Consider the following 24,395-nt stretch of genomic DNA (forward strand, 5'->3'; position numbering starts at 1 on the left):
CGCGTGGCGTCAGGGCGGCAGCACCTCGCGGAGCCTGCGGCGCGAGCCGATGCCCAGCTTCCGGAAGACCTTGGCCAGGTGGTACTCGACCGTGCTGGCGCTGAGGAACAACGCCGCCGCGATCTCCTGGTTGGTCGCCCCCTCCGCCGCCAGCCGGGCCACCCGCGCCTCCTGCGGGGTGAGCCCGGGGCCGCTGTCGGGGGCACGCACAGCGGTACGACCGCCCGTCGCGGTCAGCTCCAGCCGGGCCCGCTCGGCGAAGGCGGCCGCCCCCATGCGGACGAACTGCTCATGAGCCGCGCGGAGTTGATGCCGGGCCTCCTGCCGACGGCGGCGCCGGCGCAGCCACTCGCCGTACAGCAGACGGGTGCGCGCCACCTCGGGGGCCAGCCCGGAGGGGACGAGGTGCGCGAGGGCCTCCTCGAACAGGGGCTCCGCGTCGGCCGCCAGCAGCGCCCGCGCGCGGGCCAGCAGGCCCAGCGCCCACGGGGTGCCGCTCGCCACCGCCCGTTCGGCGAGCCTGGCCAGCGCCCGCTCGGCCATGTCGTGGTCGTCGTTGCGTACGGCGGCCTCGACCAGGTCCGCCAGGGCGAGACCCCCGAAGTGCGGCGGGTCCTGCTCGAAGACCGTCCCCGCGGCGGCCTGCGCGGCCCGGTAGTGACAGCGCCCGAGTTCGAGCAACGTCAGCGCGCAGCGCGCCAGTTGGACCTGGATGCCGCCCGCGCGACCGGGATCGGGGCCCACCTGGGCCGCCACGGCCGCGCGGGTGCGTTCCTCGTCACCCCGCCAGGCGTGCAGCATCACATCGCTCGGATGCGAACGCCGGGGATCCGCGCCGGTCGCCTCCGAGACGTCCTTGAACTCGGCGAAGTGCTCCTCGGCCGCCGACAGGTTCCCCCGGAACAACTCCCAGGTCGCCAGCGCGTGCGCCGCCACCTGAAGCATCCGCAGGGCGCCCTGTCCCCGGGCCGCGGCGGCGTACCGCAGGGCGCAGGCACCCAGCGTGTCGAGGTCCCACAGCTCGATCGCGCCGATCATCCCGAGCAGGATCCACCGGGCGGCGTCCGTGAACTCCGCCCGGTCGGCCTGCATCGCGGTCAGCGCGTCGCACAGGATCGGCGCGGCGGCCCGATGGTCCACGGCGATCAGCGTCGCGTGTCCGGCCAGCAGCAGATCGGCGACGCCCGGCTCGCCCGGGAGCGCGGGGGCGTCGAGCGCGCTGCGGGCGATGTCCGAAGCAGCCGCTCCGGGCCGTGTGCGACCGGCCACGGACACCGCGTCGATGGCCTCCAGCAGGGCGTCATGGGCGGTCCGCGGATCCGTCTCCAGCAGGATGCGCGCGGCCCCCAGCAGACTCTCCGCGGCATCGTCCCGGCCGAGCAGCACGGAGATCAGACCCTGCAACCGCCTTGCGTGCGCGTCGAGTCGGGGTAAGCCGTGATCCGGCGACAGCATCTCAAGCAGCTGCTCGGCCCGGTAGGGCGCACCGGCCGTCAGCGCCGCCGCGCAGGCCGCGAGCAGGCGCAGATCGCGGGTGACGCCCTCCGGGGAGAGCTCGGCGGCGCGTTGCAGAAAGGCCGCCTGGGCGAGATACCCGCCGTGCTCGCGGGCCCGTGCCGCGCACGCCTCCAGCTCGGCGGCGACCGCCTCGTCGGGACCGTGGGAGGCGGCGGCCCGATGCCAGGCGCGCCGCTCCGCCTGGGCGGGACGGTCCAGCTCAGCGGCCAACGCGGCGTGCACGCGCCGCCGTTCGAGGCGGGGCGCACCACCGTAGACGGCGGACCGGATCAGGGGGTGCCGGAAGTGCGCCGTACCGTCGGGCCCGCGATCGGCGGCCGACTCCGCGCGCCGGGCACCGTCACCGCCCCGTTCCGCCAGCAGATCCATCCGCCGCGCGTCCTCGAACGCCTGGGCCACCTCGTCGTCCGTGGCGGGCCGCAGCCGCTGTACGGCACGGCGCACCAGGCCGGCGTCCCCGGTGGGCTCGGCCGCGGCGGTCAGCAGGACGGTGCGGACCAGCGGCGGCAGCCCCCGCACCTGGGCCAGGAACCGCGCCTCCACCCGGCGGTCCAGCGGCAGCGGCTCGCCCTCGGTCAGCTCACCGGCCGCGACGGACCGGGCCAACTCCTGGATGGCCAGGGGGTTTCCCGCCGTCTCGGTGAGGATCCGCCGGGCCACCACCCGGTCGATGCCCCCGTCCACCTCGGCCGTGAGCAGCGCCAGCGCGTCCGGGTCCGGCAGCCCGGCGAGTTCCAGTTCGGGGAGACCGCCGAAGGGGGCGCGCGGTACGTCGGTCTCGCGGACGCCGAACAGCATCACGATGGCGTCCGCGTGCAGCCTGCGGCTGACGAACGCGAGGACGTCGAGCGACTCCCGGTCCACCCACTGGGCGTCGTCGCAGACGATGAGCGACGGCTGCTCGGCGGCGGCGTCGGCGAGCAGGGTCAGGGCGGCCAGCCCGACGAGGAAACGGTCGGGAGGCGGGGCCGCGCTCATCCCGAACGCGGTTTCCAGAGCGTCCCGTTGCGGCCCGGGCAGCCGGTCGCGGCACCCGAGGAAGGGGAGCAGCAGTCGGTGGAGGGCGGCGAAGCCCAGTTCCTGTTCGACCTCGACCCCGGCGACCTGGCTGACCCGGAAGCCGGTGGCGCGGGCGGCCGCGTACTCCAGCAGAGCCGTCTTGCCGATGCCGGCACCGCCGCGCAGGACGACGACGCCGCTGAGGCCCTCGCGCGCCCTGGCGAGCAAGTCGTCCAAGGCGGCTCGCTCGGTCCCCCGATCGTACAAGAGCATGATCGAACCCTAGCGGACCTCGGGGTTCACCTCCCTCTCACCGAACCCGCCGCACCGCTCCACTGGGGTGGCCGCCCCCGACGACTGGGGACTTTCCCTGATTCACGGCCCACCGCGCGAAGGCAGGGTGATGACGCGGCCCGGGCGGGCCGGGTACGGGCATGAAGGTGGGCAACATGGCGTCGGACGTGCGCACTTCGGGTCTCGGGTTCCTCCAGGTCGCCACGCTCGTACGCGAGCCGGACGACGGACGGGGGACGGATCCGGCAGGCGACGGACCGGGCCCGTCGGACTACGGACCGGGCTCGGTGGACTACGGACCGGACCCGGCGGCCTACGGACCGGGCTCGGCTGCCTACGGGCCTGACCCGTCGGCCGGCGGACCGCACCCGGGGGCGGAACGGCGGCGGGACGCGTCGGACTCCGGAGCGGATCGGCATCGCTGGCCGAGCGGCCCGCCGGGCCCCGGCACCGTCGTGCTCAGCGTGCAGGACGCGGGCGCCGCCGTCATCACCCAGGGCGACCGCAGCACGGAACTGACGCCGGGGGACATGATGCTCAACGACCCTTTACAGCCCTGGCAGTTGACGTACGACGAACCCATCCGGCTGCATGTCTTCCGGGTGCCGCAAGGCGCGCTGGCGGTCTCCGCGACCGACCTGCGGCGGATCGTCTCGGTGCCGATCCGGCCCCGCGAAGGTGGTGCGGCCGCGCTGCTGTCCCCGATGCTCCGCTCCCTCGCCTCCACCGTACGCCCGTGCCCGCCCTGGCTCGCCGAACGGCTGGCGGGCCACACCGCCGACCTGCTCGCCACCCTGGTGACCGAACGCAGCCTCAACCCCGCGGGCGGATCCGCGCCGCCCACCACCATGGATCCGCTGGTCATCCGCATCAGACGGTACGTCGACGAGCACCTGGCCGACCCCGGTCTGTCACCGGGGTCCGTCGCCGCCGCCCACTTCGTCTCGGTGCGCCATGTCCACCACCTCTTCACCACCCAGGGCACCACCCTCGGCCGCTGGATCCAGCAGCGCCGCCTGGAGGAATGCCGGCGCGAACTCGGCCGGGCCGGCGGTCGCCCCCCGGCCGTCTCCGCCGTGGCGCACCGCTGGGGGTTCGTCAGCGCGGCGCACTTCAGCCGCGCGTTCCGGCGCGCGTACGGCATGTCGCCGACCGAGTGGCGCCGGTCGAGCACCCCGCCCGCGCCGGACCACCGGCACCACCGGAACTTCTCGGCCACGCCCTGAACCCCCCGCCGCCCGGGGGATGTTCACCCCCGGACAACCCCTCTGCACGGTCGGCAAACCCCCGCCCACCTCCCGCTCCTACGGTGAGAACCCCCTGGAGCCCCCAGCCCCCAGCCCCCGGCCCCTTAGCCCCAACCCGCCAACCCCCAACCCCTTCACCGGAGGTGAACGCCGTGACGAGCATGCCGGTCTCGGGCGTGGTGCCCGCCACGGACGCCGAGGAACCCGCCGACCTGATCGTCCGCAACGCCAAGATCCACACCGGCGATCCGGCCCGCCCCGAGGCCCGTGGCCTCGCCATCCGGAACGGCGATGTGCTCGCCCTCGGCGACGACCACGAACTCGCCCGCCTGGTCGGGCCGTCGACCCGCGTGGTCGACGCGCTGGGCCGACGCGTCGTACCGGGCCTGAACGACTCCCATCTGCACGTCATCCGCGGCGGCCTCAACTACGTCCTCGAACTACGCTGGGACGGCGTGCCCTCGCTCCGCCAGGCGCTGGCCATGCTCAGGGAACAGGCCGGACGCACCCCGAAGGGGCAGTGGATCCGGGTCGTCGGCGGCTGGACCGCGGACCAGTTCGCCGAGCGACGCATGCCCACCGTCGCCGAGTTGAACGCCGCCGCCCCCGACACCCCGGTGTTCGTCCTGCACCTCTACCAGTCGGCCCTCATGAACCGGGCCGCCGTCCGGGCGGCCGGATTCACCGCCGAGACCCCCGACCCGCCCGGCGGCCAGTTCGTACGCGGCCGGGACGGATCACCCACCGGCGTCCTCCTCGCCGCGCCGAGCGCGCTCATCCTCTACTCGACGCTCGCCAAGGCACCCCTGCTCGAACCGGACCAACAGCGCGTCTCCACCAAGCACTTCCTGCGCGAGCTGAACCGGTTCGGACTGACCTCCGCGGTCGACGCCGCCGGCGGCTTCCAGAACTTCCCGGACAACTACCGTACGGTCATCGACCTCGCCCGGGACGGTGAGCTGACCCTGCGGATCGCGTACCACCTGTTCCCGCAGACCGCCGGGCAGGAGATCGAGGACCTCACCCGCTGGATCCGCACGGTCCGCCCCGGGGACGGCGACTCCTGGCTGCGGCTCAACGGCGCGGGCGAGAACCTCACCTGGGCCGCCGCCGACTTCGAGAACTTCGCCGAGCCGCGACCCGAACTCACCGCCTACGAGGCCGAGTTCGAGACCGCCGTACGCCTGCTCACCGAGAACGGCTGGGGCTTTCGGCTGCACGCCACCTACGACGAGACGATCCGCCGCGACCTCGCCGTCCTCGAACGCCTCGCCGCCGAGGGCCTGTTCCCGGGCGGCAACCGCTGGCTGTTCGACCACGCCGAGACCGCGAGCGACGAGAGCCTGGACCGGATCGCCGCGCTCGGCGGCGCGCTCTCCGTGCAGAACCGCATGTCCTTCCAGGGTCGTGCCTTCGTCGACCGCTACGGCACGGCTGCCGCGACCCGCACCCCGCCGGTGCGCCGCATGCTCGACAAGGGACTCACCGTCGCCGCCGGGACCGACGCCACCCGGGTCTCCTCGTACAACCCCTGGGTCGCGCTGCACTGGCTCGTCACCGGCCGCACCGTCGGCGGTCTCGCCCTCTATCCGCGCGGCCATCTGCTGACCCGCGAGAAGGCGCTGGAGCTGTACACCCGCGGCGGCGCCCGCCTCACCGGCGAGGACGAGGTGAAGGGCATCCTGCGGGAGGGCTGTTTCGGCGACCTCGCGATCCTGTCCGACGACTACCTCACCGTCCCGGCCGAGGACATCCCGCACATCGAGTCCGTCCTCACGGTCGTCGGCGGCCGGATCGTCCACGCGGCGGCCGAGTACGAGGGTCTCGCCGAGGACCTGGAACCCGTCACCCCCGACTGGAGCCCGGTCGCCCGCTTCGGCGGCTACCAGGCCACCCCCCGGACACCGTGGACATCTCGGTCACCCTGGGCGCCGGGGCCCGGCGGGTGGTCTGGGGCCCGGCAGGCGTCCGACGTCGTGGACGCGGTCGCCGAGTCCGAGGAGCACCGCGGGTGGCGGGCGGCCCGCGGCACCCTGCCCGGCCCCCGGACCGACGGGGCGGCCCCCGCCTTCGACCCCTGTTTCGACCTCTGAGGCGAGGAGCGCCCTCCCATGACCATCGGACTGCTCGTCCTGCGCCTGTTCGCCGGACTGCTGATCGCCGGGCACGGCATCCAGAAGACCACCCCTTGTCTCGGCGGGCACGGACTGCGCGGCGGCATCGAGGAGTTCAGGGGTGACGGCTTCCGGGGCGGCGCCCTCACCGCGCTCGCCGCCGGTGCGGGCCAGGTGGGCTCCGGCCTGTTCCTGGCCGCCGGACTGCTCACCCCACTGGCCGCCGCCGTCGCCATGGGCGTCATGACCGTGGCGCTCACCGTCAAGTGGCGCCACGGGCTCTGGGTGCAGAACGACGGGTACGAGTATCCGCTCGTCCTCGTCGTGGTGGCCGCGGCCCTCTCCGCGACCGGCCCCGGCGACTGGTCCCTGGACCGCGCCCTCGGCCTGACGCCCTGGCCGTCGTGGTGGGCCCCGCTCGCCGTGGCCGTCGGCGTGGGCAGCGGCCTGCTGACCCGGCTGGTCCTGCACCGACCGCCCGCGTCCGCACCGACCATCCCCGAGAGGGCACGATGAGCACCGAACCCCCCGCGCCGCAGAGCGAGTTGACGCAGACGCGGCAGCCCGACCCCCCGGGCCGCCACTTCGAACCCGACCTGCGCCGGATGACCCGCATCAACCTGCGCCCCATCGCCTCCCCGATGCCGGTCGGCTTCTTCGCCGTGGCCATCGCCTCCGTCCTCGTCGGAACCATGCAGCTCGGCCTCTTCGGGGACGACGCCCACCGGGCCGTGGCCCTGACCATCTGCCCGGCCTTCGTCCTCCAACTGATCGTCAGCATCCTGGCGTTCGGTGCCCGCGATGTGCTCGCCGCCACCCTGATGGCCTGCTTCTCGGGCACCTGGCTCGCCAGCGCCCTGGTCCTGGCCCTCGGCCCGCCCCAGGGCACCCAGGTGCTCGGCCTGCTCAACCTGGTCTTCGCGCTCTTCGCCCTGCTGATGGCGACCGTCGCCCATCGCAAGCGCGTCATGTGGTTCGTCCTGTGCGCGGCGGTGCCCCGCTTCGCCGCGGCCGGGGTCTTCAACCTCACCGGCGCCCACTGGCTCGGCTATGTCTCCGGCGCTCTCGGCCTCGTTCTCGCGGCGGTGGCCATGTTCGCCGCGTTCGCGCTGATGCTGGAGGACATGAAGGGCGAGGAGGTCCTGTTCGTCGGACGCCGGGGCCCGGCCGGCGAGGCCGTCGAAGGCGAACTCTCTGTCCAACTGCGGGACTTGGAACGCCAGGCGGGCGTCCGCCGCACACTCTGATCCCCGGCACCCCGCACAGACCAACATCGAAAGGTGAGTTGTGATGCCCTCGACCCCCGATGGCCAGAACGGCGGCAGCGGAGCCGGCCCGGTCCTGGAGCCCGAGGCCGCGGAATTCGCCGCCGCCACGGCCGAACCGCCCTACCTCTACGAGCTTCCCGTCGAGGAGGGCCGCAAGGCGGTGGACGACGTGCAGTCCGGCGCCGTCGCCCTGCCGGAGATCGACGAGGAGTGGGTGACCGTCGAGGGCGGCCCCACCGGCTCCGTACGGACGCGGATCGTGCGCCCGGCCGGACACCAGGGACCGCTGCCGGTGATCCTCTACATCCACGGCGCGGGCTGGGTGTTCGGCGACGCGCACACCCATGACCGCCTGGTGCGGGAACTGGCCGTCGGGGCCCGCGCGGCGGTCGTCTTCCCCGAGTACAGCCGCTCGCCCGAGGCCCGCTACCCCGTCGCGATCGAGGAGAGCTACACGGTCGCCCAATGGGTGGTCAGGGACGGCGCCGCCAAGGGACTGGACGCGGCGCGCGTCGCCGTCGCCGGTGACTCGGTCGGCGGCAACATGTCGGCGGCGCTCACCCTGCTGGCCAAGGAGCGCGGCGACGTCGAACTCGCCCTCCAGGTCCTCTTCTACCCCGTCACGAACGCGGCCTTCGACACCCCGTCCTACCAGCTGTTCGCCGAGGGCTACTTCCTGCGCCGCGACGGCATGAAGTGGTTCTGGGACCAGTACACCACCGACGAGGCGGACCGGGCCGAGATCACCGCGTCCCCGCTGCGCGCGAGCGTCGAGCAGCTCAGGGACCTGCCGCCGGCGGTCGTCATCACCGCGGAGGCCGACGTCCTGCGCGACGAGGGCGAGGCGTACGCCGCCCGCCTCCGCTCGGCCGGGGTGCCCGTCACCGCGGTCCGCGTCCAGGGCGTCATCCACGACTTCGTGATGCTGAACGCCCTGCGCACCACCGAGGGGGCCGAGGCCGCGATCACCCTCGCGGTGAACGCGCTGCGCAAGGCGCTCTACGCCGCCTGACGGCTCCTCATACGACCGTACGACCGCGCCGCCCCACCCACCCCCTCCCACCACTTTCCCCCCAGGAGCCCCCATGCCCGAGTTCGACCTCGACGCCGTCACCGCGGCGCCCAGCCCCGACCTCCTGACCCCCGACAACTGTGTGTTCCTGTTCGTGGACCACCAGCCGCAGATGTTCTTCGGCACCGGCAGCGGGGACCGCACCGCCATCATCAACAGCACCGTCGGCCTGGCCAAGGCGGCCCGCCTCTTCGACGTACCGGCGATCATCACGACCGTCGCCGCCGAGTCGTTCTCCGGCCCCGCGCTGCCGCAGCTCGTGCACGTCTTCCCGGACCACAAGCTGATCGACCGCACCAGCATGAACGCCTGGGAGGACCGCGCCCTGGTCGAGGCGGTGCGCGCCACCGGCCGCCGTAAGATCGTCATATCGGGCCTGTGGACCGAGGTGTGCCTGGTCCTGCCGGTGCTGTCGGCGCTCGGCCAGGGCTACGAGGTGTACGTCGTCGCCGACGCCTCCGGCGGTGTCACCCCCGCCGCCCATGAGCACGCCCTCCAGCGGATGACCCAGGCGGGCGCGGTCACCGTCACCTGGGTCCAGGTGCTGCTGGAACTCCAGCGGGACTGGGCGCGCACCGGCACGTACGACGGCGTGATGGAGATCGTGAAGGCGCACGCCGGCGCGTACGGCATGGGCGTGGTGTACGCCAAGCACTTCCTGGGCGAGGGCGCGGCGGGCTGACGTACGCCCTCCCGCCGTCCCTGCGCAGACGGTCATCACCCCCTGCGCGGACGGACGCGCGGGGGACGGGGCGCTCTTCTACATTCCGACCCATGACGACGACTGCGGACGACATCCACATCGCGCGGATCAACGCGAGCGACCGCACCCCCGTGCTGTTCGTGCACGGACTGTGGCTGCTCCCCAGCAGCTGGGACCGGTGGGCGAGGGTCTTCGACGAGGCGGGCTTCGCCTCGCTCACCCCCGGCTGGCCGGACGACCCGGACACCGTGGCCGAGGCCCACGCCCACCCCGAGGTGTTCGCGGGCAAGAGCGTGGGCCAGGTGGCCGACCACTTCGCCGGGATCGCCCGCCGCCTGACCCGCAAGCCGGTGGTGATCGGGCACTCCTTCGGCGGCCTGATCACCCAGATGCTCGCCGGGCGGGGCCTCGCCGCCGCGTCCGTGGCGATCGACCCGGCTCCCTTCCGCGGCGTCCTGCCGCTCCCCTTCTCCTCACTGCGCGCCGCGAGCGCGGTCCTCGGGAATCCCGCGAACTACCACCGCGCCGTACCGCTCACCTACGAGCAGTTCCGCTACGCCTTCGCCAACGCGGTGAGCGAGGAGGAGGCGCGGGACCTGTACGACCGCTACGCCGTCCCCGCCTCCGGCGAGCCCCTCTTCCAGGCGGCGGTCGCCAACATCAACCCCTGGAGCGAGGTCACGGTCGACACCCTGACCCCCGACCGCGGCCCGCTCCTGATCATCTCCGGCGAAAAGGACCACACCGTCCCCTGGCCCATCGCCGAGGCCTCCTACAAGAAGCAGGCCCGCAACGAGCACGCGGTCACCGAGATCCACGAAATGCCGGACCGCGGCCACGCGTTGACCATCGACCACGGCTGGCACGAGGTCGCCGAAACGGCCCTCTCCTTCATCTCCCGCTTCGTCGACCGACCGGACGCGTGATCTACTGGGACCTTCCAGTGCGAGCCGGGGGGCGACCTGATGTGGGACGGGGCGTTCTATCGCGTCCGACGTGACGGCTACGAGATCTGCTTCGTCCCCGACGCCGGGGTTCCCCTCGACGAGATCGACGACGTCGACATGTGGGTGGTCTTCGACGACGGGGCCCGCTGGTCGGGGACGATCTACACCCTGGACGTCGTCCGCCGCAGCATGGAGAGCGGACGGCAGACCGGTGAATGCCTCGACGGCAGGTACTTCTACGTCTGGGACGGCCTGATCGTCCGCGACCCGGGCATCGACGCAATGGTCGAGGTCGTCGACGAGCTGGTCCGCAGCGGTGACTACAGATCGGTCTTCCGCGATATGGGCCCTGAAGACCCTGAAGCGTGACCACCAACCGGCGCTCCCCGGCGGCTACTTCGCCCTGGTCCGCCGCGTAGGCAGGAGCGCGGTGACGTAGGCCGCGATGCGCGAGGTCGGCGCGTGCTCCGCTGGATGGAGGCACTGGACCTGCTGGAGCCCGAAGCCGTCGGGCGGGCGAACGCGCCCCCACGCCATGTCCCTCCTGCCGCACCGGATGTGGTCGGAGGAGGACTGGGAGCGCATTCAAGTGGGTTACTCCGCGAAGGACATGGACGAAAAGTGGAGCGTATTCGCCGAGGGCGATGTCGTCTTCCTGCACCGGAGCTGGACCGGCGGGGGCATCTTCGCGGCGACCTTCGCCCGGGCCGACGACGGCGGCCGACGGCGGCGGCCGACGGATCGTCGAGGCCGTGGTCGAGCGTGCCCCGCGGCGCTACCGCGGCCAGGACGAGGAGTACGACTGCCTGATGCTGGAGCTGGTCCTCAGCGCGATCGCGCTCGGCGAGCCCGCGCGCGAACTCCGCGCCGCCCTCGTGGAATCGACGCGCCGGAAGCCGGGAAACGCGGCCGCCCCCGCCAGGGTCGTCCTGCACAGCACCCTCGGACTGCGCTCGGAGCCGTAGCAAAAGGGCGGCAGCCGTCGTCACCAACCGCGTCGCGGTTTGGCGGCATCAATTGAACCGGATTCCAGGACCGCTTCGAGGACGCGGGAGACACACCGGGATCTGACACGCACCTGGCACGCTTGGACCGGCATCGGCAAACCTGATAGCACTGCACCGATAGACCGGTGAAGATGCTGTCATGACCGAACCGGATCCTGGTGAAGGCTTGATTCTCCTTGAGGACTTGATCTCAGAGGACCTTCACGAACGCATCACCGCCGCCAACCGTGCGGGGGTGATCGGGTGGGGACTCTTCTTCACAGCAGTCCACCAGATCCGGGCGGTGCTCGTGCTGCATCAGGCCGACGCCTGTGGGGCGGCGAGCCCGAACCGGCGAAGCGCTCTGGAACATACCGTCACGCTGCGGTGGTGTGTGGATCAAGGCGATCGCATGGGCGACATCTACAACCGCAAGTTGGGGATGGACCAGATCCAACTCGCCAAGGCGCTCCGAGCGGACGGCACGGCTGACCGTTGTGAAGACGCCTATCAGGTGATGGCAGCCACGGTGAAGAAAGTGAAGGAGTCGATCGCGCCGGACCCCAACGAGCGGCTGGCGAAGATCGAACACCTGATGACTGGCTACGGCCTGACTAAGGAACGGAGTTACTACACAGCTGAATCCCGCTTCACTCACCCCACGCTCACTGGAGCCCGGATGTTCTTCCAGGACGACGGTGAGGCCTTCCGAGTCAGCCAGATGCCGATCCACGAGGAACTCGTCCCCTGCCCCCTGTTCTGCCTTTGGATCCTGCACGCAGCGATGCTGAGCTTCAACGAGCTGCTGACCGATAAGCCCTGGACAGGAGAGCTTGAGAAGATTGCCAAGGAGTACGGGTTCATGTCCACGCTGCCCGCATGGCAGGATCCCGGAAATGCAAGCGGGCAGTAACTGGGAAGAGGACCTCAATCACTCAGCCGGGCCGGCGGACGACCGCCCCGGCACCGGCGCTCAACCCGACTCGGTGGGCGAAGACATCCACGCGAAGGCGCCTGCTGTCCGGGTGGCCAGCGATCCGTTCCGCCAGGAATCGGTGATGTCGGTCCAGCTGTAAAGCCAGGCGCTGCGCGCGCCGTGCTCTGCTGCCTGGTCGTAGAAGAGGGTGAACTTGTAGACCCTGCCGTCTCCGGAGATGACTTGCCCGTCCTCGTGATCGGGGCCCTCCTGTAGGAGGTCGACGACGACCGTCCGCTGTGGATCGACCCCCTGACCCTCCAGGAGTTCCCGCAACCGGCTCCACAGGTCAGAGTCGCTGGTTCGCAGGAGGTCTGTGTACTGGACGACGATGCTTGACACCATGAGCCCATGATCGGTTCGGCACCGGGTACAGGGAGGCGGGCCGATGAGGTCAAGGCCAGCGGCAAGCCATCACCTTGGGAAGCTGTGGTCATCCGCCGTCTCGATAGACGCTGGCCTGGGAACGGGTGACAGAGGCTCCGCCTATTCCTGTGGCGACAGCCACTGCCCGAGAGGTGTGCCGCAACTGCTGGACGGCGCGGACGAATTGGGGCCGTGGGGTGCTGAGGACGTAGGTTGACGGCATGGTGGAGGGGACGAGCTCTGTCGCGCAGGTCCTGTCGCAGGAACAGCAGGGGAGGGGGCGGCATGCCGCCCGGCGGAAGAAGGACAAGGGCGGGCTGGCTCGTTCGTCCTTGCTGATGGCTGTCGGCACCGTGGTGTCCCGGGCGACGGGGCTGATCCGTCAAGTACTGCAGGCCGCGGCGCTGGGCACGGGCCTGCTGGCCAGTACCTACAACACGGCGAACACGGTGCCGACGAGCCTGTACACGCTGCTCATCGGTGGTGCGCTCAACGCCGTGCTGGTGCCGCAGTTGGTGCGGGCCCGGGCGACGCAGCCCGATGGCGGGCGGGCGTACGAGCAGCGGTTGGTCACTCTCGTGGTGAGCGTGCTCGCGGTGGGGACGGCTCTGGCGGTGTGGGCTGCGCCGCAAATTGTGGGCCTGTACATGCGGGACACCCCGAGCACTCACGATGCGTTTCAGCTGACGGTGACGTTCGCCCGGTTCCTGCTGCCGCAGATCTTCTTCTACGGGCTCTTCAGCATCTACGGGCAGGTGCTGAACGCCCGGGAGAAGTTCGGCGCGATGATGTGGACGCCGGTGCTGAACAATGTCGTGCTGGTCGCGATGTTCGCCGCCTACCTGGGGCTGATGACGGTGCCCGACCGGGTGGAGGACATCACCGCCGACCAGGTACGGCTACTCGGGATCGGAACGACGGCGGGCATCACCTTGCAGGCACTGGCCCTGATCCCGTTCGCCCGGGCGGCCGGGTTCCGGTTCCGGCCTCGATTCGACTGGCGGGGCACCGGACTGGGCAAGAGCGTCCACGCGGCAAAGTGGACCCTGCTGTTCGTCCTGGCCAACCAGGTCGCCCTGACCGTAGTCACGAACTACGCCAACGCGGCCGACCAGGAACTGCCCCAGGCCGGCGCCGGTTACTCGGCCTACACCTACGCGCAGACCATCTGGATGCTGCCGCAGTCGATCGTGACCGTGTCCCTGGTCACGGCCCTGCTGCCGCGGATGAGCCGGGCCGTCGCCGAGGGCCGCATCCCGGACCTGCGCGCGGACCTGTCCCGGGCACTGCGGATCAGCGGCGTGGTCATCGTGCCCGCCGCGTTCCTCTTCCTCGCCCTTGGCCCGCAGATCTCGTCACTGCTGTTCGCCCATGGAGCAGCCGACGCCGCCTCGGCCCGCCCGCTGGGATACATGCTGCAGGCGTTCGGACTCGGGCTCATCCCGTTCTCCGCCCAGTACCTCTTGCTGCGCGGCTTCTACGCATTCGAGGACACCCGCACCCCGTTCTTCATGGCGGCCTGGATCGCGGGCGTGAACGTCGCCCTGGCCACCGCGTGTCATTTGCTCCTGCCCGCCCGCTGGGCGGTCGTCGGCATGGCCGGCGCCTACACCCTCTCCTACGTGGCTGGTCTCGCGCTCACCGCGCACCTGCTGCGTAGGAGGCTTGGGGGCCGCATCGACGACGGCGGCCTGCGCCGCACCTACGCGAAACTGTTCTGCGCTGCGGGCCCGGCTGCCGGGCTGGGCTGGTATGCGGCGCGTGCGTGTGCGGGCCTGGGAAGTGGAACGTGGCCTACGGCCGTCGCACTGGCTACCGGGGCGCTGGCGACGGCCGTGGGGTACCTCCTTCTCGCCCGGCTGATGAAGGTCAACGAGTTGCGTCGCCTGCCCGGGATGCGCTGAGTCCCCGGCAGGCGACGCAAGGAGGCGTGCTTCACGGACGGGTTCCTGCCCGGGGAACAGCCACGGCGTTGTGCTGCCCGCCAGCCTTTCTGGCGCTGGTCGCGCAGTGCGCGGACCAGCTGAGCGACTTCGGGCGGCAGCGGAAGACGATGACCGTTGTCTCCAGGGCTCGGCGCAGCAGGTACCAGTGGGTGCAGGGAGTGAGGTACTCGCGATGGGGGAGTGGTGCCTGGGCCAAGAAGACGTCCGCCCAGCGGGACAGAGCCTCCGACCGGTCGTCCCGCGGCGGCGACGAGGACGTCGCGGAGGTAGCGAGTGGTCGGTGTGTCGGGTAGGCCGTCGAAGTCTTGCCGCTGCGCCTTCTCCACCGAGCGCCACTTCTACGCCTCCGGGGAACTGGAGACTGGCCCCGGGCTCGCGCTTCGGAAGTACCCCCGCTTCCATCCAAGAGTTGCCGCCGCACCCCACCTCGCCCCGCTAAGCAGCGGGTCAGGCAGGGTGCGGCGGCAGTTCTGCTGTCAGATGTCCCGGAAGAGACCAGTAAACGCGGTGACCTGTCGCGATGAGTGGCCGATGGTGGCTGACCTGCGCCATGACCTTTCAGCCGTTTCATGTTCGTGCCGGTTGATGGGGCCGGAAGTCCCAGAAAAGTCCCAGAGGGCTCCGACCGCTGACGGGTGCCCCTTCCTCCTTGTACGCACTGCGAGTTCCAGGTAGGCCCCGTTGCCGACGAGGGCGCGACAACCTGGAGTCGGGTGACTGGCGCTCAGTGGATGCCGTGCGGGATCGTAGGTTCCTAATGATCGGTGGCGGCTATTCGTCGTGTGCGTGGCCAGTTGACCGCAACGGCGGTTCACGTTCGCCTGCAAAAGGTCGGCACTGACGACCACCCTGGCAAGCCCGGCGCCCCCGGTTCACCTCCGCCTGCGCGGAGCGGACGCGCCTTCTGGGCCTGGGCCATCGTCGAAGTCCTTCGCCACACCGGCATGCGCATCGAGGAAGCACTCGAACTCACCCACCACAGCTTCGTCGCCTACCAGCTGCCCACCACCGGCGAGATCGTGCCCATGCTCCAGGTCGCCCCGTCCAAGCTCGACCAGGAGCGGCTGCTGCTGGTCTCACCAGAGCTCGGCGAGGTGCTCACTGCGATCATTCATCGCGTCCGGCGCGGGCAGCAGGCCATGCCCCTGGTTTCCGTCTACGACAGTCTGGAACGGCTCTGGAGTGCGCCGATGCCGTTCCTCTTCCAGCGCCGCTGCGGCCCCGAAGACCGGGCGATCCCGCGCAACTACATCTACACCTGCCTCAACGACGCCCTCGCCGCCAGCGGGCTGACCGGGCCCGGCAACGAGCAACTGCGATACATGCCCCACGACTTCCGAAGAATCTTCGTGACCGACGCCCTCCGCTCCGGCCTGCCTCCGCACATCGCCGCCCGCATCTGCGGCCACCGGAAGGTCGACACGACCCTCGGCTATGCCAAGGCTCGGGAATTGCATCAGACGGGCGCGAAGTCGCAGGTCACCTGTTTACGGCGACGGCCTGACGGACCCCAACGCTACTACGAACTGGCCTTCTGAACAGGCAGTTTGCCAGGCACATCCCGTCTGATGCAAGATCTGCCCTCCAGAAGGGATGGTCTGGAGTGGCGCAAGAACGGAAGGTGGCCCTGGCTGGGGCGGCTCATCTGGAGCTGGTCTCGGGGGTGATCCAGCTGCGTCCGGAGGACGCGATGGTCGACGCGATGCTGCGCGGCTGGCGGGCCCAGCAGATGTCCCGGGGCCTGAAGGAAGACACGATCGCCGGGCGGGAGCGGCTGATTCGCCGCTTCCAGGAGTTCACCAACGAGTACCCGTGGTCGTGGTTGCCGGGCCACATGGACGAGTGGTCGGCCTCGCTGACGGGTGAGCGGCACCTGGCGCCGTCCACGATCCGCAGCTACCAGGGCGACGTGCGGCAGTTCACCGAGTTCCTCATCGACGGCCGCTACGGCTGGGCGGTCGCCTGCGAGGACGCCTTCGGTACCCACCCGGTGGCGATCTGCCACGAGTGGAACACCACCGCCCACCTCAACGACTACGAGGGCGACCCGGAGGCCCGGCCGTTCACCCGCGAGGAGCTCCAGCGGTTCCTCGACTACGCCGACGACCAGGTCGATCGGGCGGTGCGGTCCAAGCGCAAGGGCGCCCTCGCCGCCTACCGGGACGCCACCTTGTTCAAGGTCATCTACGGCTGGGGACTGCGGCGCACGGAAACCTCGAAGCTGGATCTGGCCGACTTCGGCCGCAATCCGAAAGCCCGTCAGTTCGGACGGTACGGCACGCTGAACGTGCGTTACGGCAAGGCGAAGAAGGGGCAGCCGCCGCGGCGCCGGAACGTGCTGTCGGTCATGGACTGGGCGGTGGACGCCGTCCAGGACTACGTGGAGAACGTCCGCCCGCAGTTCGGCTGCGAGGACCACCCAGCGCTGTGGGTGACCGAGCGGGGCGGGCGGGTCAAGCCGTCGGAGATCAACGCCCGGTTCGTCGCCTACCGCGCGGCGCTCAAGCTCCCCGAGGCATTGGTCGTCCACTCGCTGAGACATTCCTACGTCACGCATCTGACTGAGGATGGGGTGGATCGGCGGTTCATCCAGGAGCAGGTCGGTCACGAGTGCGATAGCTCCACCGCCATCTACACCCACGTCAGCGACGACTTCATGAACACTGCTCTGAGCAAGGCACTGAACCCGGCGTTCGACGAGGCGCCGACCAGGAAGGACCGATGATGGCCGCCAAGCTCGACTACCGCTGGCACCTGCGTCACCTGATGGCGGACCGCGGAATGTTCTCCACCACGGACCTGCTGCCGCCGCTGGCCGAACGCGGCATCACCCTGTCCTCCAGCCAGGTCTACCGGCTCGTCGTCGAACGCCCCGAGCGGCTCAGTCTGAAGATCCTCATGGCCCTGCTGGACATCCTGGACTGCACGATGGACGACCTGATCGAACCCGTTGCCGCAGCCAGCGCCGCGCAGAGGCCGAAGAAGGCGGCCGCGGGCGGAACGACGGCCGAGGGCATCGGCGGCCTGCGGCCCAAGCGGGCACGGATCGCACCGGTGGACCGGTGAACGGGCTCTCGGAAGAGGTGCTGGCCGACCCGGTCGGCCTGGTCGTGCGCCTGGCCGGCAACGTCGAACGGCACCTGGAAGCCGACCGCATCCGCGAGATCGTCTGCACGGTCATGCGCGAGCGGGCTGGTCGCCGGCGCCTCGCCCAGGCCCTGCACGAGGATCCGTTACTGCTGCGGACCGGACGACCTCCGGCACCGTTCTGCGTCGCACGACTGCTGATGGCCCTTCACGAAGCCGGCGCACAGGACATCGCCCTTCCCCGCTGCGGTGAGTGCGGCCGCGCACGCCCCTACGTCGGCAGCCGCAGCGGCGGCCGATGGGGCTGCTCGCCCTGCTTCGACAAGGCCGCCGACTGCGCGGGCTGCCACCAGCAGCGGCGCGTCGTCAGCCGCGACCGCCACGGCAACCCCCGGTGCGCGAAATGCCCCGATACGGACGGCGATCCATTCGCCATGCTCGCCGGCCTCATCACCACGGTCGATCCCACGCTCGACGCGGGCGCCGTTCAAGCAGCGCTCGACCGCGCCACCGTCCGAAAGGCCGGCCAGCGCCGCCTGGCCTGGGCGATCACCGCCCAACCCGACCTGTTGACCGGTGCTGGCTACGACGCCCCAACCCCCGCCGTCCTACGGTTCATCGACGCACTCGTCCAGGCCGGAGCCACCAGGGTCGTCAATCCGGCCTGCTACCGCTGCCATGAGGTCAAGTCCCTGTCGAAGGTGCTCGACGGCAAACGGGTCTGCCGCAACTGCTTCGCCCGCAACGCGGCTGTGCCCTGCACCCGCTGCGGCTCCGTCCGCGAGCCCGCTGCCCGCGACGCCGAGGGGCGGCCGCTGTGTCCCAACTGCCTGGTCAGTGACCCCGTCAACCTGGAGGAATGCCGCGACTGCGGGCGCCGCCAGAAGGTCGCCGCTCGGCTTCCCGACGGACCACGGTGCGCCAACTGCCGGCCCAGGACCGCCGCCCAGTGCGGCATCTGCGGACGGACAGGAGTCTGTGAGATCTCCCGTGTCACGGGCGAACCCTGGTGCAACCGGTGCCAGTTGCGGTGGGTGCCCTGCAGTGGCTGTGGAGCCGTCGACCACGTCCGCAGCGGCACGTGGGATGCACCCCTGTGCGCGAAGTGCACCAACCCGGACCCGGACTACTGGGGCCGCTGCCCCGTCTGCCGCACCACCTGGCAGCTCAGCACCCGTCCCTGCCAGCGATGCGCGCTCGACCGGCAAGTACGCGACCTCCTGGCCGGCAACACGGGCACGATCCGGCAGGACCTCGTCCCTCTCTACAAGGCACTGTCCGGAGCCGAACGCCCCACAAGCACCATGTTCTGGCTATCGGGCTCGAAGGTCGGCGGCCTGCTCCGGCAGATAGGCCGTGACGAACGGCCCGTCACCCACGACACGCTCGACGAGTTGCCCGCGAGCAAGGTCCTCGCACATCTCCGCAGCGTCCTGGTCGCCACCGGCGCCTTGCCGCCTCGCGACGAGCGGCTGGTCGCCCTGGACCAGTGGATCACCTCGGCGCTCCAAGCACGCACCGATCTCACCGAGCGCCGGATCCTGCACGGCTACGCGGTCTGGCACCACCTACGTCGACTCCGGCGACGCCTCGGCCAGGAGCACACCACGCACCTGCAGGCGCTGAACGTACGCTGCCACGTCACCGCAGCAGCGAACTTCCTCGACTGGCTGTCCGACAGCGCTCTCACGCTGGGCACGTGCACCCAGGTTGACCTGGAGCGATGGATTGCCGACCCCAAGGCCACCTACCGGGACGAGACCAGCCACTTCGTCCGGTGGTCCGTCCAGCACCGGCATGCCAAGGGACTCACCTACGGCACCGTGCGCTGGACAGGGCCCTGCGGGACGATCGACAGCGAGAAGCGCTGGGCCGACGCCAGGCGCCTCCTGCACGACGACACGCTGGCGACCTCGGATCGAGTCGCCGGCCTGCTGCTGGTCCTCTATGCCCAGCAGATCGCCACCATCAGCCGCCTGACGGTCGACGACGTCCACCTCGACAACGACAAGGTCGGGATCACGTTCGGCACCTCACCTGTCGTCCTCCCCGAACCGCTGGCCGGCCTGGTGCGCGACCTCATCGCCACCCGGCGCGGCAAGGCCAGGATCGGCGCCCCCGACGACGCGCCGTGGCTATTCCCCGGCGGCCGTCCCGGACAGCCCATCGGTGACGACCGGCTCGGCCTCCGCCTCCAGAAGATCGGCCTCCAGCCGCGCCAGGACCGCTCCACCGCCCTGTTCACCCTCGCCACCGAGGTCCCCGCCGCCATCCTTGCCCGGATGCTGGGCGTCCACATCCGGGTCGCCGTCCAGTGGCAGAAGGCATCGGCCGGCGACTGGGCCGCCTACGCCGCCGAGGTCAGCCGCCGTGCCCCCACTCCGGCGGGCGAAGCCCAGACCAACGAGGTTCCCGATGGCCAGCACCCCAAGAACAACAAACCCTCCGGGGCTAACGACGTGAAGAGCCACGTTGATCTTGCCGCGATTCCTACACCGAACGAGAGGTGCAACCCACGACCGACCATCTGTCTGCCGTCTTCACGATGCTTGGGCCGGGAGGCCGGCGCTTCGCCGATCCCGAAAGCTGGGCGCGTCTTGAGTCGGAGGTCGGCACAGAACTCCCCAGCGACTACAAGGAGTTCATCGACGAGTACGCGCCGATCACGGTCAACAGCCACCTCTATTTCAAGCACCCGGCGACCACACGTTGGAACCTTCTCAAGGACATCCGGGAGACCGAGCAAGCCTTCCGCGATGCCGACTGGGACGGCCTTCCGCACCCGGAGACCGGTGCTGGCGGAGTTCTGATTCCTGCCTTGTCGACCGACTTCGGCTTCCACGTCTTCCTCAGCCGCAGCCCACGGACGCCCGACTGGAGCGTGGTGGTACACGACCGGGACGAAGGCGGGTACTGGGAGCATGCGATGAGCTTCGCCGAGTGGCTCTACCGGCACCTCATTGGCGAGGAAGTCATCCATCCCAATGGAACGTATTTCTACCCCGGTCCGGTCAATCTCGAACACCTGCCCATGAGTCCGGACGATCGCCCCGTTCCCTGGCACGGACCTGACCGCGGGATGTGACGGTGGTTATCTAGTGTTGTCAAGCCATCGAGCCAGTTCATCTCAGATCTGATCCGGTAAGGCATGTTAGGCAAGTTCTAGCTGCGGAGGGCGTCGGCGGACGTATCCGCTAGTGTGGAGGACAGGCAGACACTGTGATCCAGGAGGAGCGGTGTACTACAGCGGGTTGGGGCTCGACCGTGTCGTTGATCGGCGGGGAGACTCGGACTGGATCGAGGCACTGCTGACCAGGGCCAGTACCCAGGTCATTCCCCTGTGGCAGGACCAGTGCCTGGTGCGAGACGAAACGCCGTTGCGGCTGCCCTTGGCCCAGGCGAGGGACATCCTCGTCGCGGCTGGCGACCGGGTGCTGCTCGGCCTCGAAGGCGAGAGGGCGGTGTTCGCGGCTGATGTGTCCGGGCTCGAACGGGAGAGCGCCGTCGAGCTGGCCGGTGCGGACAGGATGCTGGACGTGCGGGCGATGGTTCCCACCATCACGCCGGACGAAGCGGGTCTGTTGGCGTACGCGCGGGGAATTCTGCACTGGAACCGCAATCAGCGGTTTTGTGGCGCCTGCGGGGGCCCGGCCCGGTCCTGCAATGGTGGCCACCTGCGGACCTGCCAGAACTGTGGGAAGCTGCTGTTCCCGCGGATCGAACCGGCCGTGATCGTGCTAGTCGAGCTTCCGGGCACGCCCCGGCGCTGCCTGCTCGGCCGCCATGCGGCATCCGGCCCGAACCGCTTCAGCACCCTAGCCGGGTTCGTCGAGGTCGGCGAGAGCTTCGAGGACACGGTGCGCCGCGAGGTGCGGGAGGAAGCCGGCGTCACCGTGGGTGCGGTGACCTACCAGGGTTCCCAGGGGTGGCCGTTCCCGGCCGGGGTGATGATCGGGTTTCGCGCCGAGGCCCTTTCCGACGCGATCGATGTGGACAACGTGGAAGTGGTGGAGGCACGCTGGTTCACGGCCGCGGAACTGCGCGCGCGGCTGGCGGACGCTGCTCTCGGCGGCCCGTACCGGGTCGATTCGATTGGCAAGGCGCTCATCGACCAGTGGCTGGCCGACACAGACTGAACCGATGCGGTGCGAAGACAGATTTTACGCTGCCTCGCTCAGTCTTCTGCTTCAACTCGGCCACCGCCTGCGTCCGTTATCTGGGGTTGAGTAGCCAAAAGCGCAGCTCAGAGGCCATGGGGCGCTGTAAGGCATGAGGGCAGCCCGCTCGCAGGTTTGGACATCTGTCTGACGAAGAGTCTCGATCGAAACTCTTTGCCGCCCTGGCCAGAGGGCCTGCGCACCCGCCGACTGAGCTGCGGAGTGAAAACCGCAGCGACGGGGGCCAGCGTACAACCGCATGCCTTACAGCCCTTACGGCTTACAGCAACCCACGATAACCTCGGGGCCGAGGCATTCGGAGAGTTCCAATACCCGACTCCACCATTAGCGATCTATCCCGAGGACGTCATCAACCACCACCGGTCCTTCATCGCCCGCCGCCGGGCGCTGCGACCCGGGGAGGAGTACCGCGAGCCCACCGCGCAGGAATGGCAGGACTTCCTGGCCCACTTCGAGCTGCGGAAGGTCGCCCTCGGCGTCTGCGCATGTGACTTCGGCACCCCCTGCGTCCATGAACACGCCTGCATCCGCTGCCCCGTCCTGCGGCCCGATCTCGAGCAGATGCCCCGCTTGGAGGAGATCCACGCGAACCTGCACGACCGGCTCCAGGAGGCCAAGGAGCAGGGATGGCTTGGCGAGGTCGCCGCGATCGAGGCCAGCCTCGCCGCCGCGGAACAGAAGCTCGCCGCCATGCGCGATCTCGTGACCCGGCACACCACCGTTCACCTTGGCAGGCTCGACTTCCGTACCACCGTCGGCAGACTCACCCCCAAATCAGATGACAGGCACACGGGTGCAAGAAGCTTAAAACTTCGACGCTGTAGACCCCGTGAACTACACCGCAGTCCAACATCTCAACGCTGCGGAGTTGGAAAATCCTGACCTCCGATGCACCCGCGGTTTAACCACCCGACGGCGAGTCAGCTAGCGTCCTCGCGACCCCGTCGGATTAACCGACGGAGCGTCAACTCCTAGACGAGAGAACACATGTCTGTGTTTGATGAACCGGTCGTGACCGGCCTGCCCGTGAAGGTCATGGTGGTCAGCGACACCAAGGCATCGGGATCCTGGACGCAGAAAACTTCCTCGCAATCGTCGAGGACCCTGCCGTCGTCGAGCGTTACGGCAATAGCAAGAGCGACTCCCGGTATGACGAGATCGCTGAACTCCGCGCAAGCGTCCAACGCCTCCTCGGCGGCAAGGGAAGCTCCAAGGCGAAGAACGTTCTTGCCTACGCGATCTACCTCGCATCCGGCATTCTTGGCGACCGCGGCCCCGGCTGGTCGGTCCCCCCGATCACCCTGTGGTGCCCCAACCCGCTGATCATCGACGGGGACGGCTCCACGCACCTACCGATCTCGAAGAAGCTTATTGCCATCGACGGTGAAACCCAGCTCACCGCGTGGCACAAGATCTACAACGGTCGGCGCGTCGCGAAGAAGGACGGCGGCTACGGCATCGAGAACGTCTCGTTCTCCAAGCTCACCATCGCCTTCGAGATCTACCACGGCATCAGCTCCGTCCAGGCCTGGCAGATCTTCCACGACCGCAACCTCAAGGGTGTCCCGGTCGACAAGTCCCTGGCCCTGTCGATGGACACCTATGACCTCGCCACCCGCATCGCCAAGGACCTGGTGGAGAACCTCACCGTGGTGGTCGACGGCGGCGAGGAGGAGCGGCTGTCGGACTACATCGAGATCGGCAAGCGCCAGGTCGGCCCGACCTCCACCAAATGGATGACCCTCTCTGGCGTGCGCACCATGGTCGTCACTGCGCTTCTCGGCAAGAGCGGAATCCAGCGCACCTCGGACGACGTCTACCGCGAGAACCTCAACGACAAGGCCAAGGCGCTGGACGAGGAGGACATCATCCGGGAGACCACGGAGGCCCTCACCGAGCTGATCCACACCTTCACCCAGCAATTCGCCACCCGTACTGCGATCACGGCCCCTGCCGTGCTCGCCGGACTCGGCGCTACGGTCCACCGCTCCCTGAGCTGGGCCGAGGAGCCGTTCCCCGCCCACGTGGACGTCATGGGCCTCCTCGGAGAGGTCTCTTGGCCCCGTGATGCGGCCATCTGAGGCGGCGTCTGCGCCACCGTGAAGGCCAACGGTGACGTTACCTGGGGCGGCGGCGCGAAGGACTCCGGCTACAAGACCTTCGAGGCCCTCTCCGACCCGACATCCGAAGTCGGCAGGAAGGTCCGCCTCCAGGCCCACAACGCCAACGTGTGATCGCCTGATCCACCCGAAACCGGAGCCCCCTCCACGTCGCGTGCGGAGGGGGCTCCGTGCTGCCCTACGGTACTCACTGCCACACCCCGGCCCGCCGCCGGCATGCGCACGTGCTTGCTCAAGCACTGACAGCTGAACCGCTGATCTTCCCTGCGACACGCCCGACGGCACCCGATCCACCCATCGGCCTGGCGCTCAACGCTGTCGTGCTGTTCAACAGCCCCTACATCGACGCCGCCGTCAAACAGCTCGCCGCCGACGGTTTCCCTGTCACCGACGAACTGCTCGCCCGGCTCTCCCCGCTCCAGTACGACCACATCAACTTCCTCGGCCGCTACGCCTTCACCCGGCCCGCGGCGCCTGGCCTGCGCCGGCTGCGTGACCCCCACGCCCACGACGAGTCAGACGACGGCGAGGCCGGGTAACGGAGGCGCCGCACGAGACCTGATCACTTCCACCA

22 protein-coding genes are annotated in these 24,395 nt (G+C 69.8%); 19 read left to right on the forward strand and 3 right to left on the reverse strand.

Annotated features, from left to right (window positions below; all coding sequences use genetic code 11):
• Positions 1 to 9: 9 nt before the first annotated feature.
• The gene (locus ACLF5H_RS00065; RefSeq protein WP_421673989.1) at positions 10 to 2,790 is read right to left on the reverse strand and encodes an ATP-binding protein; all 2,781 of its coding nucleotides are present in this window, start codon (positions 2,788 to 2,790) and stop codon (positions 10 to 12) included.
• Positions 2,791 to 2,966: 176 nt separating this feature from the next.
• Between ACLF5H_RS00065 and ACLF5H_RS00070 the strand changes: the two genes are divergently transcribed.
• The 10 genes from ACLF5H_RS00070 (at position 2,967) to ACLF5H_RS00115 (ending at position 12,061) form a co-directional block, all read left to right on the forward strand.
• Positions 2,967 to 4,037 (forward strand): helix-turn-helix domain-containing protein, encoded by a 1,071-nt coding sequence (locus ACLF5H_RS00070; protein ID WP_421673990.1) that lies wholly within the window; start codon positions 2,967 to 2,969, stop codon positions 4,035 to 4,037.
• A 182-nt stretch (positions 4,038 to 4,219) separates the two neighbouring features.
• The gene (locus ACLF5H_RS00075; RefSeq protein WP_421674212.1) at positions 4,220 to 6,151 is read left to right on the forward strand and encodes an amidohydrolase; all 1,932 of its coding nucleotides are present in this window, start codon (positions 4,220 to 4,222) and stop codon (positions 6,149 to 6,151) included.
• An 18-nt stretch (positions 6,152 to 6,169) separates the two neighbouring features.
• Positions 6,170 to 6,688 carry a DoxX family protein gene (locus ACLF5H_RS00080; RefSeq protein ID WP_421673991.1) on the forward strand — a complete coding sequence of 173 codons (519 nt, stop codon included), beginning with the start codon at positions 6,170 to 6,172 and terminating at the stop codon, positions 6,686 to 6,688.
• Positions 6,685 to 7,419, forward strand: coding sequence for a GPR1/FUN34/YaaH family transporter (locus ACLF5H_RS00085; protein WP_421673992.1), 735 nt, complete (start codon positions 6,685 to 6,687; stop codon positions 7,417 to 7,419). The genes ACLF5H_RS00080 and ACLF5H_RS00085 overlap by 4 nt, the downstream gene beginning before the upstream one ends.
• A gap of 43 nt (positions 7,420 to 7,462) precedes the next feature.
• Positions 7,463 to 8,452 carry an alpha/beta hydrolase gene (locus ACLF5H_RS00090; RefSeq protein ID WP_421673993.1) on the forward strand — a complete coding sequence of 330 codons (990 nt, stop codon included), beginning with the start codon at positions 7,463 to 7,465 and terminating at the stop codon, positions 8,450 to 8,452.
• A 73-nt stretch (positions 8,453 to 8,525) separates the two neighbouring features.
• Positions 8,526 to 9,194, forward strand: coding sequence for a hydrolase (locus tag ACLF5H_RS00095; protein ID WP_421673994.1), 669 nt, complete (start codon positions 8,526 to 8,528; stop codon positions 9,192 to 9,194).
• Positions 9,195 to 9,286: 92 nt separating this feature from the next.
• On the forward strand, positions 9,287 to 10,141 hold the full coding sequence (locus ACLF5H_RS00100) for an alpha/beta hydrolase (protein WP_421673995.1): 855 nt from the start codon (positions 9,287 to 9,289) through the stop codon (positions 10,139 to 10,141).
• Between the two features lie 39 nt (positions 10,142 to 10,180).
• Positions 10,181 to 10,531, forward strand: coding sequence for a hypothetical protein (locus ACLF5H_RS00105; protein WP_421673996.1), 351 nt, complete (start codon positions 10,181 to 10,183; stop codon positions 10,529 to 10,531).
• A gap of 383 nt (positions 10,532 to 10,914) precedes the next feature.
• A complete protein-coding gene (locus ACLF5H_RS00110; RefSeq protein WP_421673997.1) occupies positions 10,915 to 11,127 on the forward strand; it encodes a hypothetical protein in 213 nt (70 codons plus the stop codon).
• 181 nt (positions 11,128 to 11,308) lie between these two features.
• The gene (locus ACLF5H_RS00115) at positions 11,309 to 12,061 is read left to right on the forward strand and encodes a DUF5677 domain-containing protein (protein ID WP_421673998.1); all 753 of its coding nucleotides are present in this window, start codon (positions 11,309 to 11,311) and stop codon (positions 12,059 to 12,061) included.
• 60 nt (positions 12,062 to 12,121) lie between these two features.
• Here ACLF5H_RS00115 and ACLF5H_RS00120 read toward each other — a convergent pair whose 3' ends face one another.
• On the reverse strand, positions 12,122 to 12,469 hold the full coding sequence (locus ACLF5H_RS00120; RefSeq protein WP_421673999.1) for a hypothetical protein: 348 nt from the start codon (positions 12,467 to 12,469) through the stop codon (positions 12,122 to 12,124).
• A gap of 242 nt (positions 12,470 to 12,711) precedes the next feature.
• Between ACLF5H_RS00120 and murJ the strand changes: the two genes are divergently transcribed.
• The 6 genes from murJ to nudC all read left to right on the forward strand — a co-directional run bounded on the left by murJ (position 12,712) and on the right by nudC (position 21,659).
• The gene (gene murJ, locus ACLF5H_RS00125; RefSeq protein WP_421674000.1) at positions 12,712 to 14,394 is read left to right on the forward strand and encodes a murein biosynthesis integral membrane protein MurJ; all 1,683 of its coding nucleotides are present in this window, start codon (positions 12,712 to 12,714) and stop codon (positions 14,392 to 14,394) included.
• 824 nt (positions 14,395 to 15,218) lie between these two features.
• A complete protein-coding gene (locus ACLF5H_RS00130) occupies positions 15,219 to 15,974 on the forward strand; it encodes a tyrosine-type recombinase/integrase (protein ID WP_421674001.1) in 756 nt (251 codons plus the stop codon).
• A gap of 83 nt (positions 15,975 to 16,057) precedes the next feature.
• Positions 16,058 to 17,161 (forward strand): tyrosine-type recombinase/integrase, encoded by a 1,104-nt coding sequence (locus ACLF5H_RS00135; RefSeq protein WP_421674002.1) that lies wholly within the window; start codon positions 16,058 to 16,060, stop codon positions 17,159 to 17,161.
• Entirely contained in the window at positions 17,161 to 17,502 is a 342-nt protein-coding gene (locus ACLF5H_RS00140; RefSeq protein ID WP_176729247.1) for a helix-turn-helix domain-containing protein, read from the forward strand. The genes ACLF5H_RS00135 and ACLF5H_RS00140 overlap by 1 nt, the downstream gene beginning before the upstream one ends.
• Positions 17,503 to 20,068: 2,566 nt before the next feature.
• A complete protein-coding gene (locus ACLF5H_RS00145) occupies positions 20,069 to 20,608 on the forward strand; it encodes an SMI1/KNR4 family protein (protein WP_421674003.1) in 540 nt (179 codons plus the stop codon).
• 151 nt (positions 20,609 to 20,759) lie between these two features.
• Positions 20,760 to 21,659, forward strand: coding sequence for an NAD(+) diphosphatase (gene nudC, locus ACLF5H_RS00150; protein WP_421674004.1), 900 nt, complete (start codon positions 20,760 to 20,762; stop codon positions 21,657 to 21,659).
• Positions 21,660 to 22,025: 366 nt separating this feature from the next.
• Here nudC and ACLF5H_RS00155 read toward each other — a convergent pair whose 3' ends face one another.
• Complete coding sequence (locus ACLF5H_RS00155) at positions 22,026 to 22,427, reverse strand: hypothetical protein (protein WP_421674005.1); 402 nt, start codon at positions 22,425 to 22,427, stop codon at positions 22,026 to 22,028.
• Positions 22,428 to 23,077: 650 nt separating this feature from the next.
• Between ACLF5H_RS00155 and ACLF5H_RS00160 the strand changes: the two genes are divergently transcribed.
• From ACLF5H_RS00160 to ACLF5H_RS00170, 3 genes are all read left to right on the forward strand, one after another.
• Entirely contained in the window at positions 23,078 to 23,782 is a 705-nt protein-coding gene (locus tag ACLF5H_RS00160) for a DNA sulfur modification protein DndB (RefSeq protein WP_421674213.1), read from the forward strand.
• Positions 23,783 to 23,800: 18 nt separating this feature from the next.
• Positions 23,801 to 23,935, forward strand: a complete 135-nt coding sequence (locus tag ACLF5H_RS00165) for a hypothetical protein (RefSeq protein ID WP_421674006.1) — start codon at positions 23,801 to 23,803, stop codon at positions 23,933 to 23,935.
• A 110-nt stretch (positions 23,936 to 24,045) separates the two neighbouring features.
• On the forward strand, positions 24,046 to 24,360 hold the full coding sequence (locus ACLF5H_RS00170; RefSeq protein ID WP_421674007.1) for a Tn3 family transposase: 315 nt from the start codon (positions 24,046 to 24,048) through the stop codon (positions 24,358 to 24,360).
• Positions 24,361 to 24,395 lie beyond the last annotated feature (35 nt).

Source organism: Streptomyces sp. LaBMicrA B280 (genome assembly GCF_049222185.1).
Taxonomy (GTDB): Bacteria; Actinomycetota; Actinomycetes; order Streptomycetales; family Streptomycetaceae; genus Streptomyces; species Streptomyces murinus.

Bases quoted from the DNA above. Each gene is read 5' to 3' on its own strand.
- ACLF5H_RS00085 (WP_421673992.1), top strand. From the start codon at position 6,685: ATGAGCACCGAACCCCCCGCGCCGCAGAGCGAGTTGACGCAGACGCGG.
- ACLF5H_RS00070 (WP_421673990.1), top strand. From the start codon at position 2,967: ATGGCGTCGGACGTGCGCACTTCGGGTCTCGGGTTCCTCCAGGTCGCC.
- ACLF5H_RS00065 (WP_421673989.1), bottom strand. From the start codon at position 2,790: ATGCTCTTGTACGATCGGGGGACCGAGCGAGCCGCCTTGGACGACTTG.
- ACLF5H_RS00145 (WP_421674003.1), top strand. From the start codon at position 20,069: ATGCTTGGGCCGGGAGGCCGGCGCTTCGCCGATCCCGAAAGCTGGGCG.
- ACLF5H_RS00090 (WP_421673993.1), top strand. From the start codon at position 7,463: ATGCCCTCGACCCCCGATGGCCAGAACGGCGGCAGCGGAGCCGGCCCG.
- ACLF5H_RS00120 (WP_421673999.1), bottom strand. From the start codon at position 12,469: ATGGTGTCAAGCATCGTCGTCCAGTACACAGACCTCCTGCGAACCAGC.
- ACLF5H_RS00095 (WP_421673994.1), top strand. From the start codon at position 8,526: ATGCCCGAGTTCGACCTCGACGCCGTCACCGCGGCGCCCAGCCCCGAC.
- ACLF5H_RS00115 (WP_421673998.1), top strand. From the start codon at position 11,309: ATGACCGAACCGGATCCTGGTGAAGGCTTGATTCTCCTTGAGGACTTG.
- ACLF5H_RS00105 (WP_421673996.1), top strand. From the start codon at position 10,181: ATGTGGGACGGGGCGTTCTATCGCGTCCGACGTGACGGCTACGAGATC.
- murJ (WP_421674000.1), top strand. From the start codon at position 12,712: ATGGTGGAGGGGACGAGCTCTGTCGCGCAGGTCCTGTCGCAGGAACAG.
- ACLF5H_RS00100 (WP_421673995.1), top strand. From the start codon at position 9,287: ATGACGACGACTGCGGACGACATCCACATCGCGCGGATCAACGCGAGC.
- ACLF5H_RS00080 (WP_421673991.1), top strand. From the start codon at position 6,170: ATGACCATCGGACTGCTCGTCCTGCGCCTGTTCGCCGGACTGCTGATC.
- ACLF5H_RS00075 (WP_421674212.1), top strand. From the start codon at position 4,220: ATGCCGGTCTCGGGCGTGGTGCCCGCCACGGACGCCGAGGAACCCGCC.
- ACLF5H_RS00140 (WP_176729247.1), top strand. From the start codon at position 17,161: ATGGCCGCCAAGCTCGACTACCGCTGGCACCTGCGTCACCTGATGGCG.